Here is a 21,056-nt window from a genome sequence, read left to right as displayed (position 1 = left end):
GCCGCTCCTACAGGCTCCGTGTGAGCCGAATAAATGGGCAATGGGGCGTGGCCTTTATTGCACCGCTGCAAAGACCCAACTGCGTCGTTAAATATTATTGACCAACACCCCCGCCAAACCCACGCCGCCACAGGCCCGCATCGGTTTAAGGCCCCAAAAAACGGCGTACCCCCCGCGTTAAAGCCCGCTTCCGCCGTTTGACATATCGAACGGCTCTGGCAAGCTATCTACAAGCCCCGACCGGAATCGTCGCCTCTGACGAGCCGGCAGTGCTCGGGGCTACAGGCAGCACCCAGGGCCCCGAGCCGTGCGCCTGCACAACAACGACAGGTCGAACCTGTCCCAAGGTGACATATGTCCAACAGCAACATTGGCAACAAGCAACCTTCCCTGCGCAAACCCGTCGTCCTGATGACCATGGGCAGCCAAGAGCGCAAGGGACATGACTACCAGGTCATGACCCACAAATACATTACCCCGCTGGTCGAGTTCTCCGATTGCGTCCCGGTGTTGGTACCTACCTGCTGCGGCACTGAAGACCTCGAGACCTACCTGGACATGGCCGACGGCGTGTACCTGACTGGCGCTGGCAGCAACATCGACCCGGCCCTGTATGGCCAGGAAAACCAGACCCCGGGCAAAGGCCAGGACCAGAACCGCGACCTGTTCGACATTCCGCTGGTCAAGGCGGCGATCAAGCGTGGCCTGCCCATCTTCGGCATCTGCCGTGGCATGCAGGAAATCAACGTGGCCCTGGGTGGTGACATTTACCAGAAGGTGTATGCCGAACCTGGGTTCAATGACCACCGGGAAAACCCGGAAGACCCGGTCGAAGTGCAGTACGCCCAGGTGCATGGGGTGAAGATCCAGCCGGGCAGCTGGCTGCACGACACTCTGGGTACCGACGAGATTCGCGTCAACTCGCTGCATGGCCAAGGCCTGCATAAGCTCGGCGCCGGTATTGAAGCCATCGCCCGTGCCGAAGATGGCCTGGTCGAAGCGATTCATGCGCCAAGCATTTCGCCGTTCCTGTTCGCCGTGCAGTGGCACCCTGAATGGCAAGCGGCGAAGAACCCTGATTCGATCAAGATCTTCCAGGCTTTCGGCGACGCTTGCCGGGCCCAGGTACGCAAGGCGCAAATCAAGCGCCAGCACGCAGCCTGACTTTCAGTTTCCTCTGCTTTGATCGCGGGGCGGCGCAAGGCCGCCCCCGTTTCCCGGTCACCCTCTGCTGGTCCCAGAACACTTCCCGTGGAATCGGGCGGCGGGCTTGTGCCTGTCTCCGCGATCGTTTTTTTCCTTCCCCTTAAGAGATACGATGACTGCCATGTGTTTGTCGTCGTACCTGCTGCGCCTGTGAAATCGAGCGCCGCCCGCGCGGCGCTTCGCGGGTAAACCCGCTCCTACGTTTGTTTCGGGCCAGTATCGCCTGTGTCAGACGCGCGCGACCGCCTTGTTTGTACGACTCGATATCGAGGCATGCGCCAAGGCGTTCGCGCGCAAATGCCACAGGCATAACTGGCCTGAAACAAACGTAGGAGCGGGTTTACCCGCGAAGCGCCGCGCGGGCGGCGCTCGATCTGCGCCACAACACATAAATCCAGACGGCCACCCTGACGAGAACACAAAATTCTGAAAAGGGACTAGTCATCACGCAAGTTGTACGATAACTTACCTCCATCGCAAGACAACACCCCTCACCCAAGCGCCACAGGATGCCAACAACAATGAATCCACAAGAACTCAAATCCATCCTCTCCCACGGCCTGCTGTCTTTCCCGGTCACCGACTTCAATGCCCAGGGCGACTTCAACCCGGCTGGCTACATCAAGCGCCTCGAGTGGCTGGCCCCCTACGGCGCCAGCGCGCTGTTCGCCGCTGGCGGTACCGGTGAATTCTTCTCCCTGGCCGCCAGCGAATACAGCCAGGTGATCAAGACCGCGGTTGACACCTGCGCCACTTCGGTTCCGATCCTCGCCGGTGTCGGTGGCTCCACCCGTCAGGCCATCGAATACGCGCAAGAAGCCGAGCGCCTGGGTGCCAAGGGCCTGCTGTTGCTGCCGCACTACCTGACCGAAGCCAGCCAGGACGGCGTCGCCGCCCACGTCGAAGCGGTGTGCAAATCGGTAAACATCGGTGTGGTGGTGTACAACCGCAACGTCTGCCGCCTGAACGCCGACCTGCTGGAAAAACTGGCCGAGCGCTGCCCGAACCTGATCGGCTACAAGGACGGCCTGGGTGATATCGAGCTGATGGTGTCGATCCGTCGTCGCCTGGGCGAGCGCTTCAGCTACCTGGGTGGCCTGCCGACCGCCGAAGTGTATGCCGCCGCCTACAAGGCCCTGGGCGTACCGGTGTACTCCTCCGCGGTGTTCAACTTCGTGCCGAAAACCGCCATGGACTTCTACAACGCCATCGCCCGTGACGACCACGCCACCGTGGCCAAGCTGATCGACGATTTCTTCCTGCCATACCTGGACATCCGCAACCGCAAGGCCGGCTACGCCGTGAGCATCGTCAAGGCCGGCGCCAGAATTGCCGGTTACGACGCCGGCCCGGTGCGTACCCCGCTGACTGACCTCACCGCCGAAGAGTACGAAATGCTCGCCGCGCTGATGGACAAGATGGGCCCGCAGTAAGCGCTGCCCGCGGCCTGCCAGATGCCGCGCCCGGAGTGGGCCTGCCCCACTCCGGTTACAATTCGTGAGCCCGCACAAAAATAACTAGTGGGAGTATTGCCAGCATGCAAGCGACTAAGAAAACGCATGTGCGCTACCTGATCCTGTTCATGCTGTTTCTGGTGACCACGATCAACTATGCCGACCGCGCGACCATTGCTATCGCAGGCTCCAGCCTGCAGAAAGACCTCGGCATTGACGCCGTAACCCTCGGTTATATCTTTTCCGCCTTCGGATGGGCTTACGTGGCTGGCCAGATTCCTGGTGGTTGGCTGCTCGATCGCTTCGGTTCCAAGAACGTCTACGCCTTCAGCATCTTCACCTGGTCGCTGTTTACCCTGCTGCAGGGTTTTGTCGGTGGCCTGCCGGTTGCCTGGGCCGTGGTCACCCTCTTCACCCTGCGCTTCCTGGTCGGTTTCGCCGAAGCCCCGTCATTCCCGGGTAACGCGCGCATCGTCGCCGCATGGTTCCCGACCCAGGAACGCGGCACGGCCTCGGCCATCTTCAACTCGGCGCAGTATTTCGCCACTGCACTGTTCGCCCCGATCATGGGCTGGATCGTGTTCAGCTTCGGCTGGGAGCACGTGTTCGTGGTCATGGGTGTGCTGGGCATCATCTTCTCGATGGTGTGGCTGAAGACCATCTACAACCCGCGCCAACACCCGCGCATCAGCCAAAGCGAACTCGAGCACATCGAGCAGAACGGCGGCCTGGTCGACATGGACCAGAAGCGCGGCAGCGACGGCCCGAAATGGGGTTACATCAAGCAGTTGCTGACCAGCCGCATGCTGCTGGGCGTATACCTGGGCCAGTACTGCATCAACGCCATCACCTACTTCTTCCTCACCTGGTTCCCGGTGTACCTGGTGCAGGAACGCGGCATGACCATTCTCAAGGCCGGCTTCATCGCCTCGCTGCCGGCGGTGTGTGGTTTTATCGGCGGCGTCCTGGGTGGTGTGATCTCCGACTGGCTGCTGCGCCGCGGCAACTCGCTGACCTTCTCGCGCAAACTGCCGATCGTCTGTGGCCTGCTGCTGTCCACCACCATGGTGTTCTGCAACTACGTCGATGCCGAGTGGATGGTGGTCGGCTTCATGACGCTGGCGTTCTTCGGCAAGGGCATCGGCGCGCTGGGCTGGGCGGTGGTCGCGGACACTTCACCCAAGCAGATCGCCGGGCTGTCCGGTGGCCTGTTCAACACCTTCGGTAACATCGCGTCGATCACCACCCCTATCGTGATCGGCTACATCATCAGCGCCACCGGCTCGTTCAAGTGGGCGCTTGTGTACGTGGGTGCCAACGCGCTGGTAGCGGTATTCAGCTATCTGGTTATCGTCGGCCCCATCAAGCGTATCGAATTGCGTGATGCTGCCCCAAAGCCACACGCTGAGCCTGCCACCGACGGCGAACTGGCCAGTTCCCGACACTGAAAAAGCACGCCCGCGCCGGGTCACCCGGCATGGGCGGATGTACAGAAGCCTGAGAACCTGACAAGTAGGGCCCAAACATGCAGTTGATCGAACACTCCGACTCGCCCCGCTACGTCCGCCTGCACGACGACGACAACGTCGTGGTCGTCGTCAACGACGGCGGCTTGGGCGAAGGCGCCCGCTTCGCCGACGGCCTGACCCTGATCGAAGGCGTGCCGCAAAGCCACAAGGTGGCCACCGTGGCCATCGCCAAGGGCGAGCCCGTGCGCCGCTACGGGCAAATCATCGGCTACGCGCTGGAAGACTTGCGCCAAGGCAGCTGGGTTCAGGAAAGCCAGCTGGCCATGCCGGCCGCCCCGGAACTGAACAGCCTGCCGCGCTGCGATGCAGTGCCACAACCGCTGCCGCCGCTGGAGGGCTTCACCTTCGAGGGCTATCGCAACGCCGACGGCACTGTCGGCACCCGCAATATTCTCGGCATCACCACCACCGTGCAGTGCGTGACCGGCGTGCTGGAACATGCAGTCAAGCGCATTCGCAACGAACTGCTGCCCAAATACCCCAACGTCGATGACGTGGTGGCCATTACACACAGCTACGGCTGCGGTGTGGCAATCAACGCCCGCGACGCTTACATCCCGATCCGCACCGTGCGCAACCTGGCGCGCAACCCCAACCTTGGCGGCGAGGCACTGGTGATCAGCCTGGGCTGTGAAAAACTGCAAGCCAGCCAGGTGATGCACGACAACGACCCCTCGGTGGACCTCAGCGACCCATGGCTGTACCGCCTGCAAGATGCCAGCCTTGGCTTTGTTGAAATGATCGAGCAGATCATGGACCTGGCCGAGACCCGCCTGAAGAAGCTCGACCAGCGCCGCCGCGAAACGGTCCCGGCCAGCGAACTGATCCTCGGTATGCAATGCGGTGGCAGCGACGCCTTCTCGGGCATCACCGCCAACCCGGCACTTGGCTATGCCGCCGACCTGCTGGTCCGCGCTGGCGCCACGGTGCTGTTCTCTGAAGTGACCGAGGTGCGCGACGCGATCTACATGCTGACCTCGCGCGCGGAAAACCAGGACGTTGCCGACGCGCTGGTGCGCGAAATGGACTGGTACGACCGCTACCTGCAGCAAGGCGCCGCCGACCGCAGCGCCAACACCACGCCGGGCAACAAGAAAGGCGGGCTGTCGAACATCGTCGAGAAATCGCTGGGTTCGATCGTCAAGTCGGGCAGCGGCGCTATACAGGGTGTGCTCGGCCCAGGCGAGCGGGTCAACCGCAAAGGCCTGATTTTCTGCGCCACCCCGGCCAGCGACTTTGTCTGTGGCACCTTGCAACTGGCGGCCGGCATGAACCTGCACGTCTTCACTACCGGCCGCGGCACCCCCTATGGCCTGGCCATGGCGCCGGTGGTCAAGGTGTGTACCCGCAGCGAACTGGCCCAGCGCTGGCCCGACCTGATCGACATCGACGCCGGTCGCATCGCCAGTGGTCGCTCGACCATCGAGGAGCTGGGTTGGGAGCTGTTCCATTACTACCTGGACGTGGCCAGCGGCCGCAAGCAAACCTGGGCCGAGCAACACCGGCTGCACAACGACATCACCCTGTTCAACCCGGCGCCCATTACCTGATGCCGCAGCCTTGACCACGCATTCACACACGCCACCCTCAAGCCCACAGGAGCACCCCATGCCTGAAATCCTCGGCCATAACTTCATCGCCGGTCAGCGCAGTGCCGCTGGCCCTCAGCGCCTGCAGAGCCTGGACGCCAGCACTGGCGAAGCCCTGCCCTACAGCTTTGCCCAGGCCACCGAAGCCGAAGTGGACCAGGCCGCCAAGGCCGCTGCCGCAGCCTTCGCCGAGTTCCGCCAACTGGCCCCGGCACGTCGGGCCGAGTTCCTCGACGCCATCGCCGCTGAACTCGACGAACTGGATGACGCCTTCGTCGCCATCGTCTGCCGCGAAACCGCCCTGCCCGCCGCCCGCATCCAGGGCGAGCGCGGCCGCACCAGCGGGCAGATGCGCCTGTTCGCCCAAGTGCTGCGCCGCGGCGACTTCCTCGGCGCGCGCATCGACCTGGCACTGCCCGAGCGCCAGCCGCTGCCACGCGTAGACCTGCGCCAGATGCGCATCGGCGTAGGCCCGGTCGCCGTGTTCGGGGCCAGCAACTTCCCGCTGGCCTTCTCCACCGCCGGGGGTGATACCGCCGCCGCCCTGGCCGCAGGCTGCCCGGTGGTATTCAAGGCGCACAGCGGCCACATGGCCACGGCCGACCTGGTGGGCTGCGCCATCGTGCGCGCCGCTGAGCGGACCGGCATGCCCAAGGGCGTTTTCAACATGGTATTTGGTGGCGGCGTGGGCGAGTGGCTGGTCAAGCACCCCGCCATCCAGGCGGTTGGCTTCACTGGCTCGCTGAAAGGCGGCGATGCCCTTTGCCGCATGGCCGCTGAGCGCCCGCAGCCAATCCCGGTATTTGCCGAGATGTCGAGCATCAACCCGGTCATCATCCTGCCGGGCGCCCTGGCCAAGCGTGGCGAGGCCATTGCCCGCGAGTTGGCGGGGTCCGTGTGCATGGGCGCCGGGCAGTTCTGCACCAACCCTGGGTTGGTGATTGGCCTGCAGTCACCACAGTACAGCCAGCTGCTCGCCGACCTTGGCCAGTACCTGGACCAGCAAGCCGGGCAAACCATGCTCAACGCTGGCGGCCTGCGCAGCTACGTTGGCGGCCTTGAACACCTGCATGCCCATGCCGGTATCGAGCATGTAGCCGGCCAGGCGCAGGAAGGCAACCAGGCGCGCGCTCAGCTGTTCAAGGCCGATGCACGCCTGCTGGTCGAGTCCGATCCGCTGTTGCAGGAAGAAGTGTTTGGGCCCACCACCGTGGCTGTAGAGGTGCAGGACAACGACCAACTGCGCGACGCGCTGCTCGGCCTGCGTGGCCAGCTGACCGCGACGCTGATCGGCGAGACGGAGGACTTCGATGCCTTCGCCTGGCTGGTGCCGTTGCTGGAGGAGAAAGTCGGGCGAATCCTGGTCAATGGCTACCCGACCGGTGTCGAAGTCTGTGATGCCATGGTGCACGGCGGCCCGTACCCGGCGACCTCCGATGCGCGTGGCACCTCGGTCGGCACTTTGGCCATCGACCGCTTCCTGCGCCCGGTGTGCTACCAGAACTACCCACAGACGCTGCTGCCTGAGGCACTGCGCGACGGCAACCCGCTGGGGCTGCGGCGGTTGGTGAACGGGCAGTGGAGTGACGGGGCGATCTGACCGGTTGCAAGCAACAAGAAAGCCCCGCGCACGGCGGGGCTTTTCTTTTTGACTGTACTGGCCTCTTCGCGGGCAAGCCCGCTCCTACAGGGCTATCTTGCCCGCGAAGAGGCCATTACAGGCAGAAAAGGCTTCAGGTCCCTTGCGCTTCAGCCGCCTCATGCGCCTGGCGCAAGCGCTCGCGGCTGTTGCTCAGGTGCATGCGCATGGCCATCTTCGCCCCTTCGCTGTCACGCCGGGCAATCGCCTCATAGATCGCCTCGTGCTCATGCATCAAGCGGCTCATGTAGTGCGCCTGGTCATCATGGGCCAGGCGCGCCGAGTTCAGTCGGGTACGCGGGATGATGCTGGTACCCAGGTGGTTGATGATATCGGCGAAGTAGTGGTTGCCGCTGGCCTGGGCAATGCGCAGGTGGAATTGGAAGTCCGCCGACACCGCATCAGTGGCGTGGGCCGCCCCCTCGTTGAGTTCGTCCAGCGCCGCCCGCATACCGGCCAGGGCTTCGTCGCTTCGCCGCTGGGCTGCCAGCCCGGCCGACTCGATCTCCAGGGCAATGCGCAACTCCAGCACCGCCAGCACTTCGCGCAGGGTGACCACGGTGGCCGGGTCGATACGGAAACCGCCCGTAGCCGGCGCATCCAGCACGAATGTACCAATGCCGTGGCGGGTCTCAACCTGCCCGGCGGCCTGCAACCGCGAGATCGCCTCACGCACCACCGTGCGGCTGACGCCCTCCTCGGCCATGATCTGCGATTCGGTCGGCAACTTGTCGCCGCGCTTGAGCTGGCCGCTGCGAATGCGTTCGGTCAGCACCGTGACCAGTTCCTGGGCCAGACTGCGCGGCTTGCGCCGGGTCCTTGCCTGTACCTGCTGCTCTGTCATTGCCCTGTATTTCACCTTGAAAGACAGCGCTCATCATAGCGCAAGCGGTTGTACGATCACATACACCCCGTGCGGTATTTCTTGCCATCTTTGCAGTCCCTGGCCCCTGAAAAACGCGCAGAATCACTGGCCCATGGCCTGCGCGAGCCTGTACTGTACGCCTCCACGCTCACTGTTCCATGGAAGGAATCTGCAGTATGAAAACCCTCGACCGCCTTTTGCTCGGCAGTGGCCTGCTGATCCCCCTCTGGCTGCTGGCGGGGGTATGGCTCACCGCCCAGGCCTACCCTGGCTATGATCACCTGCAACAGGCCATGAGCCAGCTGGGCGCGGCAGGCTCGCCAACCCACAGCTGGTCACCACGAGTCAACAACTACCCTCTAGCCCTGCTGTTTGCCCTGTTTGCCTGGGGCCTGGTGCGGCGCTGGCGTAGCTCGAAGCTGGCGCTGCTGAGTGCGGGCCTGGTGTTGCTGCATGGCATTGGCAGTTTGGGCACCGGCTGGTTCCCCTGCGACCAGGGCTGTGCACCGGCACAGCCATCTACCTCGCAACAACTGCATAACCTGTTTGGTCTGCTGATGTTCCTCTCACTGACCTTGGCCAGCGCCGTATGGGCATGGCTGGGCAACCGCATTGCCGTCTCCCCCGCCCTGGCGCTGTTTTCCCTAGCTTGCGTGGTATTGGCGATCATCACCGTCGCGTTGATGGGCCAGGCGGCGCAGAGTGGCCAGCTGTTCGGCCTGTATCAACGCCTCAACTATGGTGTTTCGGTGCTTTGGGTTGCCAGCCTGGCTTGGACAAGCCTGCGCAGGCCCGTGGGCAGCCCTCTGCGCATGGCTGTGACCTGACGGCAAATTGCTGGCCCACGGCTGCGGAAAGCGAAGGCAAACTCCGTTCTCTTTCAGATGCTTAGGACAGCAACATGCGAGTACTTCTAGCAACGATGGCCGGCTGCCTGCTGGCCACCTTCGCTTTCGGCGCCCAAGCCAGGGCACTGAGCCAGAACGATCGCCACACCTGCGGCTGGGGCGCGCAGATAGCCGCCGAGGCCCAACAGGCCAAGCTTTCCGGGGTGACCTTGTATGCCACGCGCAAGAAGCTACAGGTACGCAAATTCCCCAAACCCTGGATGCGCATGACTGCCTTCGGCATTACCGAGCAGACGTACAACAGCCGCTCGCGGCTCAATCCAGCAGCGATCAAGCAGACGTACTTCGAGCAGTGCGTTCAGCATGCCGTTGCAAGACGATAACTCTTTATTTATCACGCCTGCAAAGGCCGCATCAGCGTCTCCAAGGAGGGCCTGCCTTGAAGCGATCTTCCAGCCAGGCCTTGAAGACGCCCATCGCTGCCGTGTTCAGGCGCGCGGTCGGCCGTACAAGGTAAATGCCCGCCGCCTTGTCCAGCTGCCATTGCGCAAGCACCCTTACCAGGCATCCGCTGGCCAGGTCCTCGCACATGAGCCAGTCACCTCCGGCCAGAATCCCCACGCCGCGCCGCGCCGCCTCCAGCAGAGCTTCGTTGTCATTACTGCGAAGGCTGCCAGCAACTTTGACACTTGTCTGTCGCGTATCGCTCATCAGGCGCCATTCAGGAAACGATCGTAAGCCATTGAAACCCAAACAGTTATGCGCCGCCAAATCTTCCGGCTGCGCGGGTTCCCCATGCCGAGCAAGGTATTGAGGAGAAGCGCACAGGATCCGCACGTGATCGCACAGTTTACTTGCCACCAGACGATTGTCCGCCAGCTCACCAATCCGGATCGCGGCGTCGAAACCCTCGCCGATCAGGTCGACGAAACGATCGGCATACTCGGTCTCCACGATTACCTGCGGGTAGGCCAGTACAAAGTCGGCCAGCATGCCGCTCAACCAGCGTCGGCCCATGGCCGCCGGCAACGCCAGACGCAGACGCCCACGAACCGTTGCCGCACCTTCGGCTGCCTCTTCCTCCGCTTCGGCAATCAGCCGGCTAGCCTCGAGAACCTTGGCTACCAGCCGCTCGCCCTCATCGGTAAAGCGCAGCTGCCGCGTACTGCGCTCCACCAGGCGAATGCCCAGCCGCGTCTCTAAAGCACTCAGGCGTTTCGACAGCACCGTAGGGTGGCGCTCCAGTTGCCGCCCGGCGGCAGCAAACGAGCCCTGCTCATACAAGGCCAGCAGGGTGGCAAGTTCATCAGCGCGGCGACTGTCGAAGGTATCCATGGCAAGACTCGGCTCAGGGCAGTGAAATCAGGGGGCGGATCAGGCTGTCAGCACCAGCGCGCCCTCCGACCGCCCTTGCTCCAGGTACTCATGGGCCTTGGCTGCTTCAGCCAGCGGGAAGCATCGCCAGACCCGAGGCTGGACGATACCTTCGGCAACCGCTGCCAGCACATCGGCCGCGCGCTGCTGGTACTCCTCGACCGTGCGGGTGTGTGCTGCGAGCGATGGCCGGGTCAGGTACAGCGAGCCATTGGCATTGAGCGTGGCCACCTCTATGGCAGGCGGTGCACCGGAGGTGCCGCCGAACGATACCAACAAGCCGCGCACCCTCAGGCTGCCCAACGAGGCCTCAAGCGACACCTTGCCCACGCAATCGTACACTACGTCCACACCTTGGCCTTGGGTCAGCTCACGCACCTGGCTGGCCAAGGTTTCCGCGTCGAACACCAGCACGTGCTGGCAACCCGCCGCCCGTGCCCGCTCCACACTTTGCAGGCGCGATACCACCCCTATCACCGTCGCCCCCAGGTGCCGCGCCCAAGGCACCATCAGCTGGCCCAAAGCACCGGCCGCACCGTACAACAACACCTGGGTGCCCGGCCCTACGGCATAGGTGGTTTTCAACAGATATTGCGCCGTGATTCCCTTGAACAGCACCGCTGCGGCGGCCTCGTCCTCCAACTGCGGCGGCAGCGGGACCAGCCGCTCGGCCGGGAACAGCCGGCCACTGGCATAGGCACCGACCGGCCCCATCGCGTAAGCGACCCGGTCGCCCACCTGCACGTTGTGCACCCCATCGCCAATGGCCGAGACCCTGCCAGCGCCTTCCAGCCCCAGGCCTGAAGGCAATGCCAGCGCTGCTCCCCCCTTGCGCTGCAACACATCCAGCGGGTTCACGCCCATGGCCGTCTGCTCCAGCCAGACCTGGCCAGGCCCTGGAGATTGTGCTGCTAAGTGTTCAAGCTGCATCACGTCGGCAGCGCCGGTGCTATTGAGAATGATGCGGGTAGCCATGATCGAATCCTGCTAAATGAGTGCTCGAGTCAGGCTAAACAAGAAGCAAAAGTTGAACAATCAGGCGGGATGCAGATGATTTCTGCGCCCCTTGCAGCAATTCAGTCAGTGCATCAGCAGCCAGTCAGCATCGTAGGGCGCCGTTCACCGACGAAGAACAAGGGGCGCAGGCGCACGCCTATCAGGTTGCCGGTATAGGCCGCCACCAGCCACAACCAGCCATGTAAGCTACCCGAGGCGATACCACTGAAGTAAGCACCAATGTTGCAGCCGTAAGCCAGGCGCGAACCATAGCCCAGCAGAAGGCCGCCAATCACTGCGGCCACCAGCGACGGCAGCGGAATCTTCAGGCTTGGCGCAAAGCGCCCGGCCAGGCCCGCCGCCAGCAACGCACCCAGTACGATGCCCAGGTCCATTACCGTGGTGATGTCCTGCCACAGCGGCGCAGCCAAAGCCTTGGCATTGGCCGGTGCCTGCCAGAACACCCAGCTACCGACATCCACGCCCAGCCCGCTGAGGACCTTGGCCCCCCACAAGGCGAAAGCCGAGGTAATGCCCCAAGGCCGCCCCGCCAGCGCCAAGGTCGCGTAGTTCAGCAAGGCCAGGGCGATGGCGCCCCACAGCAAGGGCCAGGGGCCACGCAGGAAGCGGCGAAGGCCTTGGTGCTCGCTGGCAGGCAGTGCTTCAAGCGCGCCATGCCGGCGCTTCTCAAGCACCACGGTGGCCCAGGCGATCAGCCCGAACACTGCCAGGCTTGCCAGCAGCGCAGGCCCTATCCCCCAGGCCTGCACGATCGAGGTGGCCGGAAGCGACGGCAAGGCAAACCACCAGTCGGCATGGTGGGTGGCGCTGACCGAGCCGATGATGAAGAACAGCAGAGTCACCAGCATGCGCGCATTACCTCCCCCCACGGTGAACAGCGTGCCCGATGCGCAGCCGCCACCCAACTGCATGCCAATGCCGAAAATGAACGCACCGAACACCACTGAAACACCCGCTGGGGCAACCAGGCCAGTGACCGGGTTACCGAACAGGCTGCCAGCTGACAACGCCGGGAAGAACAGCAGCACCGCCAGGGTCAGCATGACCATCTGCGCACGCAGGCCCGCGCCACGGCGCTCGTTGATAAACACCCGCCAGGCCGAGGTGAAACCGAAGGCGGCGTGGTACAGCGTCAGGCCAAGCGCGGTGCCGACAAGCAGCAACAACACCTGCTTGAAGCCGGCATTGAGGTTGAGGAACCAGGCACTGGCCAGCATCAAGACCAAGGCGATCAATGGCGCGCCGAGGCGACGTGGTTCAGGCGTGGCAGTTGCGGAAAGACCCATCAAAATACTCGGACAATAGTTAAACGGACGGGGAGTATACGCCCAGCAGCCGACGCAATCGTTGTAGGAGTACACAAAGCATTTGTTAAGCTGATTCAAGTCGCCAGAAATGACCAAGGCCATTCACCCGATGGATGAACTGCGCAAGATTGACCTCAACCTGCTGCTCGCCCTGCATGCCCTGCTCAGTGAACGGCACGTGACCCGCGCAGCCCTGCGCCTGCACCGCAGCCAACCGGCGGTCAGCCACGCCTTGGCGCAGTTGCGCAAACACTTCGACGACCCTTTGCTGGTACGCCAAGGTGGCGGTATGACCCTTACCGCCCGCGCCCAATCGCTGGCACAACCGTTACAGGATGCACTGAGCAATCTCGACAGCCTGCTGGCCACCCCGCTGTTCGAGCCAGCCAGGGCCCAGCGCCGGTTCCGGCTGTCGCTGTCCGACTACGCCTCGCGCATCATCCTGCCGCACCTGCTGCGCCACCTGCGCCAAGTCGCGCCCGGGGTGGACCTGGCCATCAGCCAGGCCAGCCGTGAAACCATGTTGGCGCAGTTGCTCGATGGCGAGCTGGATCTGGCCCTGGGCCTGTTCCCCGAACTGCCTCAGGACATCACCGCCCAGCCCCTGTTTGCCGATCGCTTCATCAGCGTTGCCGATCGCCAGGTCCTGCCTGCCAGTGGCGGTATGGCCCTGGAAGACTGGCTGGCACGCCCACATGTATTGATGGCCATGCGCCCGGATGCTTTCGATGAAATCGAGCGCGCACTGGCCGCCCGGGGCCTGCAACGCCGAATTGCCCTGGCCTTGCCGCACTGGAGTGCGGCAGTCGAAGTGCTGGCCGGCACCGACCTGATCCTGACGGTGGCCAGCCGCGCTGTGGGGTCGTTGCGCCAGCACAAGACACTGCGCCAGTTCACACCGCCACTCGCCATCCCCTCGTTCGACTATCAGCAAGCCTGGCACAACCGCAAGGACAGTGACCCCGGGCACCGCTGGCTGCGCGAAACCGTCTGGGCCTGCAGCCAAGCAGGGCGCTGATCAGTTTTCTTGCCCCTTCACAGCGGCCGTGGGGTGGGCCGGTGACGCCGTTGCCCAAGTGCCCTGTACCAGCAACACTCCGCACAGGATCAGCACCACACCAGCCACCCTGGCCAGGCTAAGCGACTTGCCACCCAGCCCCATCACCCCGTAGTGGTCGGCAAGCACTGCCGTGATGATCTGCCCTGCCACCACCAGTACCAGGAACCCTGCTGCGCCAAGTTTCGGGGTGAGTGCTGCGGCGCCGGCTACATACATTGCCCCCAGCACGCCACCAATCCATAACCACCAGGGCCCCTGCAAGGCCTTGCCCATGTCTGGCGCCGGTGCCCGGATAATCAGCAGCGCAGCGATCACCACCAGCATGCTCACCGTCAACGATGTGAAAGCCCCCCACAGCCAGTGCCCAAGTGCCCGGCCTGCCGCAGCATTACCTGCGGCCTGAAACGGCAACACCGCACCGGCAAGCAACGCCATGGCCACAGGAAGCGCCAGCAGGAGCATTGATTTACTGAACATGGCAGCCCTCATCCAAGGTATCGATGGCCACCATGATGGTGCCTTCCCCAGTACTGATAGAAATCAAAATCCTGCACTTGAACTATTCGTACCCTGCATAGTGAAACATTCCTTCCGGCCGGCGTGCGCACGGCCGGCAATCGACTGCACCGTGCCACTGCCCTGGAGGCTTAGCCATGAGCGACGAACGAAAGTCCCTGATCGACCTTGGCCAACTGCCAACCCGCAACCTGGCCGAATGCCTGGCGGTGGATCAAGCCGCCTTGGTCAACGCCTTGACAGGCCAACTGCCAGCAGCATTGGTAGAGCACCTCGCTGCCAGTGCGGCCCTGGCCCAGGCACTGGGCCTGTCAAAAAAAGTGGCGGCCATTGGCCTGGCACTGGGCAAGTGGCTGGAGCAGGCCGCCGAGTCGTTGCGCGAGCAAGTGTTCGAGCAATGCTGCACGCACCTGTCCGATACCGTGCGCAGCTGGGCAGCGTTCGCCCAGGCGTACCTGTCACGCTCGCAGCCTGCAGAAGATGCCCTGCTGGCGCAGTTTCGCTTCGCCCGCGATGACCACTTCGGCGTGCGTGAATGGGCCTGGATCGCCCTGCGCCCGCGCCTGGCCCAGCACCTTGAAGCCGCCCTGGCGCTACTCAGCCGCCATACCGGTGATGCCGACCCGCTGGTACGTCGGTTCTGCATCGAGATCCTGCGCCCGCGTGGCGTTTGGTGCGAGCACATTGCCACGCTCAAGCAACGACCAGAAGTGGCCGAGCCGTTGCTGGTACCGCTGCTGGCCGAAGCCGAGAAATACGCGCAGGACTCGGTCGCCAATTGGCTCAACGATGCCAGCAAGACCCGCCCCGACTGGGTACTTCAGCTGTTCAAGCGCCATCCCCCGGCCTGCAAGGCCTCACAGCGCATCCAGACACGGGCCACCCGAAGCCTGCCGCAGTGACACACCACAAGTCGACTACACCGAACGTGCAGAGCCCCAGGCCTTGATCGAAGCCGCCGTCTACTGAGGCCCGCTCCTCGGCACCAGCCTGCCAGGACCGCAAACGGCCGATCGTAGGCGAGTAACCGAGGCCGGCAACGGCCGAGGTCAGCGCGAGGTTTCGACGCGCAGCACTTCGGTGTAGATCGCGTCAACCGTCTGGCCAACCTTGAGGTTCTTCATGCGTTTCTGCAGGTCTGGATTCTCGACCTTGACCACCTGCAGCTTGCCCTCCGGTGGCAACAAGCTCACCTCATGCGTCTTGAGGTCGATCTTCTTGATCTGAGAGGTAACCTTGACCTGGCGGAACGCCTCGCCGCCCGGGTTGGGGTTTTGCTCGGTTGCACGGATGGTACCGGACTCTTCAGTCGCTTTCGGCGCACCACCCACCTCCGGATTGAGCACATAGGCCACGGCGCGTGTCACGTAGATGTCGACTTGGTCACCGACTTTCAGGTTGGGCAGCGCTTTGGCCTTTTCGGTCAGCTGGAACGTCACATCCTTCTTATCGTCAGGGCCTTTCACCGTGACTTGGCGGGTGGCCAGGTCGATAGCCTTTACCTGTGTGGTGACATGGCTTTCCAGCGCTTCGCTCCCGATGGGGATACCGGCAGCCTGTACCGTGAAGCTGGCAGCAGAGGCCAGCGTGGCAAGGGCTACAGCACGAGCGAGAGTACGAATGGGGTTCATAGGCGTGCTTCCATGTGATCAAGTCCGAATAGGCGCGCGAAAGGCTCACGCGCTGACAAGCATAGCCATTACCAGCCGCCTTGCCGGCCCTCCCGATTGACGACGCATTTCGTCGCAGAAATCACCGTTATAGCTAATAAGAATTCTTTACACTTGCTTTACATTTGCAAATCATTACTATTCGCTACTCCGATAACAACAAAGAGTCGCCTGTAATGGCCAAAAGGTCTGTTGCCCCAGCATCCATTTCCATGTTGGGCCTGCTCGTTGTGCCTGCTGTCCAAGCTGCCGCCCAAACCGATACGCAAAGTAGCCTCGCCCTGCCCGCCACCGCCGTCACCAGCGTCTATGAGCAGCAAAGCTACAAGGCCAGTGAAAGCCGCAGCGCCATCAAGATCGACGCGCCGCTGCGCGATATCCCGCAAACTGTCAACGTCGTTCCCGAAAGCGTGATCAAGGACCAAGGCGCACAGTCCATGGAAGACGTGCTGAAGAATGTGCCCGGCATCGGCCTGTCCAATGGCGACGGCCAACGTGATCAGGTCACCATCCGTGGTTTCAGCGCCATTGGCGACATGTACATAGATGGCGTGCGTGACGACGCCCTGTACTTTCGCGACCTGTCCAACATCGAGCGTGTCGAGGTGATCAAGGGCCCGGCCGCAGTGCTGTATGGCCGTGGTTCCTCGGGCGGTCTGATCAACAGCATCAGCAAAAAACCAAGCTTCACGCCCAAACGCGAAGTCGGCATGAACGTTGACAGCGAAGGCAAACGCCGAACCCAGTTCGACACCGGCTGGGCCGACCCGCAAAGCAACCAGGCCTACCGCGTGACCGGTGCCTTCGAAGACAGCGACACCTTCCGCGATGATGGCTACATCGACCGCAAGGCCATCGCACCGTCGGCCTACTTCCGTCTCTCGGACGACCTGGAACTGAACCTGGGCGCCACCTACCTGTACGACAAACGCCTGATCGACTTCGGCATCCCGGCCCTGGGTAACCGCCCGGTGGACGTGGACCGCGACAAGCGCTTTGGCTCTGGCGATGCTGACCAGGATTACGCCCGCAGCGAGGTGTTCTCGCTTACAGCCAGCCTGGATTACCGCATCAACGACAACTTCACCCTGACCAACACCAGCCGTTACTACCGCTACGACCTGGACCGCAACAACACCTTGGCCGACAGTAGCCCGACGCGCTTCGTCACCGCGCCCGATGGTGAACTGCTGATCAAGCTCAACCGCGGCAACGTCGCCCGCGATGAGTACGGTGTGTTCAACCAGACGGAGCTCAAGCAACAGGCGCAACTGGCCGGCATGCAGCACAACCTGTTGTACGGGGTGGAAGCAGGCTTTCAGGACAAGTACCAGCGCGTGCTGAGCCAGACCAACGTGGCACAAGTACCGGTGTACCGTGATGCCTTGGTGCCGGTACCGGAGCATGCCGCCAACCTGTCTTCCAAGGGCACCAACTTCCAGCAGACCACCGGTCTGTACGTGCAGGACATGATCGAGCTGAACGCGCACTGGAAGGCATTGGTCGGTGTGCGTTATGACATCTTTGGCCAGGAGTACGACGACGACCGCGTGCAAAACATCGACCTGGATCGTACCGACAAGACCTGGAGCCCGCGTGCGGGTCTGGTCTACCAGCCAGACGCCATCCAGTCCTACTACGTGTCGGTCAGCCGCAGCTATCAGCCTTCGGGCGAAGTGTTCGCGGTGAGCCCGAGCAACCAGCACCTGGAGCCGGAAGAGACCACCAACTATGAAATCGGCGCCAAATGGGACCTGCTCGACAGCCGCCTGTCACTGACCGCCGCAGTGTTCCGCCTTGAGCGCACCAACATGAAGACTGCCGACCCGGCCAACCCCAACCTGACCGTATTGGCTGGCGAACAGCGTACCGATGGCTTTGAAGCCACCGTCAGCGGACATCTCACCGACAAGTGGCAGATCTATGCCGGTTACGCTTACCTGGACGCCGAAATCACCAAGTCCAACAGCAAGACAAATGGCGTGGCGAACGAAGGCCAGACCCCTACCCTGACACCACGCAACAGCGCCAACGTCTGGCTGGTACGTACCCTGACACCAGAATGGCGTGTGGCCGCCGGAGCGAACTACGTCGACGAACGCTACACAGCGCTCGACAATGTGGTGGTGATGCCGGGCTATACCACCTTCGACGCCGCGCTGCTGTACAGCGTGCCGCAGTGGGATGCCGCGCTGCGCCTGAAGAACGTGTTTGACCGTGACTACTATGCCTCGGCACATGGCTCGGTCGACCTGATCACCCCAGGGGCGCCGCGCACGCTGGAAGCCAGCTTCAACTACCGCTTCTGACCCACGCACAATGCCTGTCAGTCAGCAATTGGGCCGCTCTGCGGCCCATCGCCAGCAAGCTTTGACGATTTGATCAGATAGCATTCAGCGATTACGCGTCACCCGCCACACCGTATTCGCCAAGTCATCGGCAATGATCAACGCCCCACGCGGGTCCACCGTCACTCCAACCGGTCGCCCCCGGGTCTTGCCATCCTCACCGCGAAAGCCCGTGGCGAAGTCGATGGGTTCCCCAGCAGGCTTGCCATTGCTGAACGGCACGAAAATCACCTTGTACCCCACCGGGTTGGGCCGGTTCCAACTGCCGTGCTCGCCCACGAACACACCGTCTGCAAAGCGCTCGCCCATTGCCGAGGTCGAGAAGTCCACACCCAGTGCAGCCACATGCGAACCCAGGCTGTAATCCGGCTTGATCGCCGCCGCCACCTTGTCCGGGTTCTGCGGCCGCACCCGCTCATCCACATGCTGCCCCCAGTAGCTGTAAGGCCAACCATAGAAGCCACCCTCACGCACCGAGGTAAGGTAGTCGGGCACCAGGTCAGGGCCCAACTCATCCCGCTCGTTGACCACCGTCCACAACTGCCCGGTCTGCGGCTGGATGGTCAATGCCGTCGGGTTACGCAAGCCGGTGGCATAGGGCCGGTGCGCGCCGGTCTCGGCATCGACCTGCCAGACCATGGCCCGATCGATCTCCACCTCCAGGCCGCGCTCGGTGATGTTGCTGTTCGAGCCGATACCCACATACAAGAAGCGGCCATCCGGGCTGATGGTCAGGGCCTTGGTCCAATGGTGGTTGATCTCGGCCGGCAGGTCGGTGACCTTGGTTGGCGGGCCGTCGGCCTGGGTCTGGCCTTCCTTGTAGTCAAAGCGCACCAGCGCATCCTGGTTGGCTACATACACCTTGCCGTTGGCATAGGCCAAGCCGTACGGTGCATTGAGGTTTTCCGCAAACACGGCCTGTACCTCGTAGTTGCCATCGCCGTCAGCATCTCGCAGCAAGGTCAGGCGGTTGCCACCCTTGACCTGGGTATTGCCCTTGGCCTTGATCTGGCTGGCGATTACATCCTTGGGCTTGAGCTTGGCCGCGCTGCCCCCCCTGCCCTCAGCCACCAGAATGTCGCCATTGGGCAGCACCAGGCTCTGGCGCGGGATTTTCAGGCCGGTGGCAATGGCGGTGACACTGAAGCCCTCTGGCACGGTCGGTTTCAGTTCGCCCCAGGCAGCCGGTTGCGCAATCTTCATACTCGGTAGCAAACCGCGCTGAGGCTCCGGCAGCTTCGGGTCCGGGCCATGGGCCTGGGTCGGCTCGCCGTCGCCACCACAGGCACTCAGCAATAGCGCTACGCCCAACAGGCTAAATGCATGCAAAGGCTTCATGCCACACCTCCTGAACGCAGGTTGCTCAAACCGGTCCAGGCGGCCACCACTGCGAGCACTGTCACGATTACCGACAACACCAACCCAGAAGGCATCACCGCCCAGGCGTCCTTGGCATGCTCAAAGGCATTGATCAGCCCAAGCACCCAAGTCACCAGCAGCAGCACGAAGTACAACGTAGCGCGCCCGCCCTTGCGCTCTGCGCGGATCAGATTGGCCAGCGCGAACAACAGTGCCAGCCCACAGAACACAAGGGCCCCGGCGATCAGCCAGGCGGCGAAGTTGCTCCACTGAATCTGATAGCTGTTGTAGTAGGCGATATCGCTCAGCAGCGCGCCAAGGAACATCGGCACACTGCCCGCCAGCAGCAGAGCATGCAGCGGGCTGGGCGTACAGCGGTAGAGGGTTTGATCAGGTGCGGTCACGGTGCCTCCTTTTCATTCAGTGACCCAGGACTGATGGCCTCGCGCCATCAGTCAAGCGCAGGGTGCGCTTAGCAAAGGAGCCTCTTGACGCCGAGATAGTTCACCGCTTCGCTGTAATGAAATATCCTGCAAGGCATTTGCTGCCAAGCGCAGAAGAGGAATACATGAGCAGACCACATACGTCCTGGGCACTGGCTACCCTGCTCTGCCTCAGCCTGGCTCTCGCGGGATGCTCCAGCAACGCCAGCAAGGCACGCTACGCCACGCCTGCAGTGGGCTCCAACTGCTTTGCCAAGGCCGTCCCCACTACCGGTGAAGGCGGCCTCGCCTGGGGCAATTCATTGAGCATTGCGCGTCAGAAGTCCCTGAACAACTGCGTGCGTTATGCCAGCCGCTCGGGAGGCACGCCCAAGACTTGCCAGGTGGTGATGGCCAAGTGCAAAAACTGAACATATAACAATCTTAAAGTACGAAACTTCCTACAAAAACACTGCAACTTTTCACACGATATTGCGCAAACGCAATACATATACATTCAAATAAAATCTTACACTTTCAGCCTCGACCCAAAAGTAGCGATCGAGGCATTGTCTTTCACTCGAATTCCAGATACTTGATCGCCCGCTCATCTCAGCAAGTAAGTAGGAAACTTCTTACAGCATAGAGTCGGGCCTGAAATCCAGCACAGTATGAATAACGGCCTTTCAGTCTTGTCAGTACTGCAAGTTCCCGCAGTGCGTCTCTGGTTCGAAAAGACTGTCTCTCTGAGCAAGGAGCTCGCATGACCAATGCCTCCGTCAGCAGCGCCACCTCCGGCCCGGCCTGCAGCGCACGCGTGCCCATCCTGCCAGTGCGCTACGCCATCGTGCCC

General features: G+C 62.5%; 19 protein-coding genes. 11 read left to right on the top strand and 8 right to left on the bottom strand.

The window, feature by feature from the left end; genetic code table 11:
- Positions 1-354: 354 nt before the first annotated feature.
- The 5 genes from ACF8FG_RS21805 to ACF8FG_RS21785 all read left to right on the top strand — a co-directional run bounded on the left by ACF8FG_RS21805 (position 355) and on the right by ACF8FG_RS21785 (position 7,378).
- Positions 355-1,164: a gamma-glutamyl-gamma-aminobutyrate hydrolase family protein gene (locus tag ACF8FG_RS21805; protein WP_010954444.1), complete on the top strand. Its 810-nt coding sequence runs from the start codon at positions 355-357 to the stop codon at positions 1,162-1,164.
- 563 nt (positions 1,165-1,727) lie between these two features.
- Entirely contained in the window at positions 1,728-2,639 is a 912-nt protein-coding gene (kdgD, locus tag ACF8FG_RS21800) for a 5-dehydro-4-deoxyglucarate dehydratase (RefSeq protein ID WP_010954445.1), read from the top strand.
- A gap of 104 nt (positions 2,640-2,743) precedes the next feature.
- Positions 2,744-4,108, top strand: coding sequence for an MFS transporter (locus ACF8FG_RS21795; protein WP_003247701.1), 1,365 nt, complete (start codon positions 2,744-2,746; stop codon positions 4,106-4,108).
- 77 nt (positions 4,109-4,185) lie between these two features.
- Positions 4,186-5,739: a galactarate dehydratase gene (gene garD / locus ACF8FG_RS21790; RefSeq protein ID WP_318079987.1), complete on the top strand. Its 1,554-nt coding sequence runs from the start codon at positions 4,186-4,188 to the stop codon at positions 5,737-5,739.
- Between the two features lie 58 nt (positions 5,740-5,797).
- Entirely contained in the window at positions 5,798-7,378 is a 1,581-nt protein-coding gene (locus tag ACF8FG_RS21785) for an aldehyde dehydrogenase (NADP(+)) (RefSeq protein ID WP_070383988.1), read from the top strand.
- A 133-nt stretch (positions 7,379-7,511) separates the two neighbouring features.
- On the opposite strand, the gene ACF8FG_RS21780 is transcribed toward ACF8FG_RS21785, so the two are convergent.
- Positions 7,512-8,261, bottom strand: coding sequence for a FadR/GntR family transcriptional regulator (locus ACF8FG_RS21780; RefSeq protein ID WP_003247694.1), 750 nt, complete (start codon positions 8,259-8,261; stop codon positions 7,512-7,514).
- A gap of 197 nt (positions 8,262-8,458) precedes the next feature.
- Here ACF8FG_RS21780 and ACF8FG_RS21775 point away from each other — a divergent pair, with 197 nt between their 5' ends.
- Both ACF8FG_RS21775 and ACF8FG_RS21770 read left to right on the top strand, forming a co-directional pair.
- Positions 8,459-9,109, top strand: coding sequence for a DUF998 domain-containing protein (locus tag ACF8FG_RS21775; RefSeq protein ID WP_014590684.1), 651 nt, complete (start codon positions 8,459-8,461; stop codon positions 9,107-9,109).
- Positions 9,110-9,183: 74 nt separating this feature from the next.
- Positions 9,184-9,513, top strand: a complete 330-nt coding sequence (locus ACF8FG_RS21770) for a hypothetical protein (RefSeq protein ID WP_318079984.1) — start codon at positions 9,184-9,186, stop codon at positions 9,511-9,513.
- Positions 9,514-9,544: 31 nt separating this feature from the next.
- On the opposite strand, the gene ACF8FG_RS21765 is transcribed toward ACF8FG_RS21770, so the two are convergent.
- The 3 genes from ACF8FG_RS21765 to ACF8FG_RS21755 all read right to left on the bottom strand — a co-directional run bounded on the left by ACF8FG_RS21765 (position 9,545) and on the right by ACF8FG_RS21755 (position 12,807).
- Positions 9,545-10,465, bottom strand: coding sequence for a LysR family transcriptional regulator (locus ACF8FG_RS21765; RefSeq protein ID WP_014590682.1), 921 nt, complete (start codon positions 10,463-10,465; stop codon positions 9,545-9,547).
- A 39-nt stretch (positions 10,466-10,504) separates the two neighbouring features.
- Positions 10,505-11,479 carry a quinone oxidoreductase gene (locus ACF8FG_RS21760; RefSeq protein ID WP_318079983.1) on the bottom strand — a complete coding sequence of 325 codons (975 nt, stop codon included), beginning with the start codon at positions 11,477-11,479 and terminating at the stop codon, positions 10,505-10,507.
- 113 nt (positions 11,480-11,592) lie between these two features.
- Positions 11,593-12,807: a YeeE/YedE family protein gene (locus tag ACF8FG_RS21755; protein ID WP_041166952.1), complete on the bottom strand. Its 1,215-nt coding sequence runs from the start codon at positions 12,805-12,807 to the stop codon at positions 11,593-11,595.
- A gap of 130 nt (positions 12,808-12,937) precedes the next feature.
- Between ACF8FG_RS21755 and ACF8FG_RS21750 the strand changes: the two genes are divergently transcribed.
- A complete protein-coding gene (locus ACF8FG_RS21750) occupies positions 12,938-13,846 on the top strand; it encodes a LysR family transcriptional regulator (protein WP_026031812.1) in 909 nt (302 codons plus the stop codon).
- Here ACF8FG_RS21750 and ACF8FG_RS21745 read toward each other — a convergent pair whose 3' ends face one another.
- Positions 13,847-14,365: a DMT family transporter gene (locus ACF8FG_RS21745; protein ID WP_318079981.1), complete on the bottom strand. Its 519-nt coding sequence runs from the start codon at positions 14,363-14,365 to the stop codon at positions 13,847-13,849.
- A 176-nt stretch (positions 14,366-14,541) separates the two neighbouring features.
- On the opposite strand from ACF8FG_RS21745, the gene ACF8FG_RS21740 reads away from it, so the two are divergent.
- Positions 14,542-15,306 carry a hypothetical protein gene (locus ACF8FG_RS21740; protein ID WP_014590677.1) on the top strand — a complete coding sequence of 255 codons (765 nt, stop codon included), beginning with the start codon at positions 14,542-14,544 and terminating at the stop codon, positions 15,304-15,306.
- Between the two features lie 147 nt (positions 15,307-15,453).
- Here the strand turns inward: ACF8FG_RS21740 and ACF8FG_RS21735 are convergent, their stop codons facing one another.
- Positions 15,454-16,035, bottom strand: a complete 582-nt coding sequence (locus ACF8FG_RS21735; RefSeq protein ID WP_318079979.1) for a hypothetical protein — start codon at positions 16,033-16,035, stop codon at positions 15,454-15,456.
- Positions 16,036-16,250: 215 nt separating this feature from the next.
- On the opposite strand from ACF8FG_RS21735, the gene ACF8FG_RS21730 reads away from it, so the two are divergent.
- Entirely contained in the window at positions 16,251-18,383 is a 2,133-nt protein-coding gene (locus ACF8FG_RS21730) for a TonB-dependent siderophore receptor (protein ID WP_026031811.1), read from the top strand.
- Positions 18,384-18,467: 84 nt separating this feature from the next.
- Here ACF8FG_RS21730 and ACF8FG_RS21725 read toward each other — a convergent pair whose 3' ends face one another.
- Entirely contained in the window at positions 18,468-19,760 is a 1,293-nt protein-coding gene (locus ACF8FG_RS21725) for a sorbosone dehydrogenase family protein (RefSeq protein WP_070383992.1), read from the bottom strand.
- Positions 19,757-20,185 (bottom strand): DUF2231 domain-containing protein, encoded by a 429-nt coding sequence (locus ACF8FG_RS21720; protein WP_019436778.1) that lies wholly within the window; start codon positions 20,183-20,185, stop codon positions 19,757-19,759. The genes ACF8FG_RS21725 and ACF8FG_RS21720 overlap by 4 nt, the downstream gene beginning before the upstream one ends.
- Positions 20,186-20,349: 164 nt before the next feature.
- On the opposite strand from ACF8FG_RS21720, the gene ACF8FG_RS21715 reads away from it, so the two are divergent.
- A complete protein-coding gene (locus ACF8FG_RS21715) occupies positions 20,350-20,634 on the top strand; it encodes a hypothetical protein (RefSeq protein WP_019436777.1) in 285 nt (94 codons plus the stop codon).
- Positions 20,635-21,056 lie beyond the last annotated feature (422 nt).

The sequence above is a fragment of the Pseudomonas sp. YQ_6 genome, assembly GCF_043103245.1.
Taxonomy (GTDB): domain Bacteria; phylum Pseudomonadota; class Gammaproteobacteria; order Pseudomonadales; family Pseudomonadaceae; genus Aquipseudomonas; species Aquipseudomonas alloputida.
Note: the sequence above shows the minus strand (reverse complement) of the source record. Positions and strands in the feature narration are given on the sequence as shown.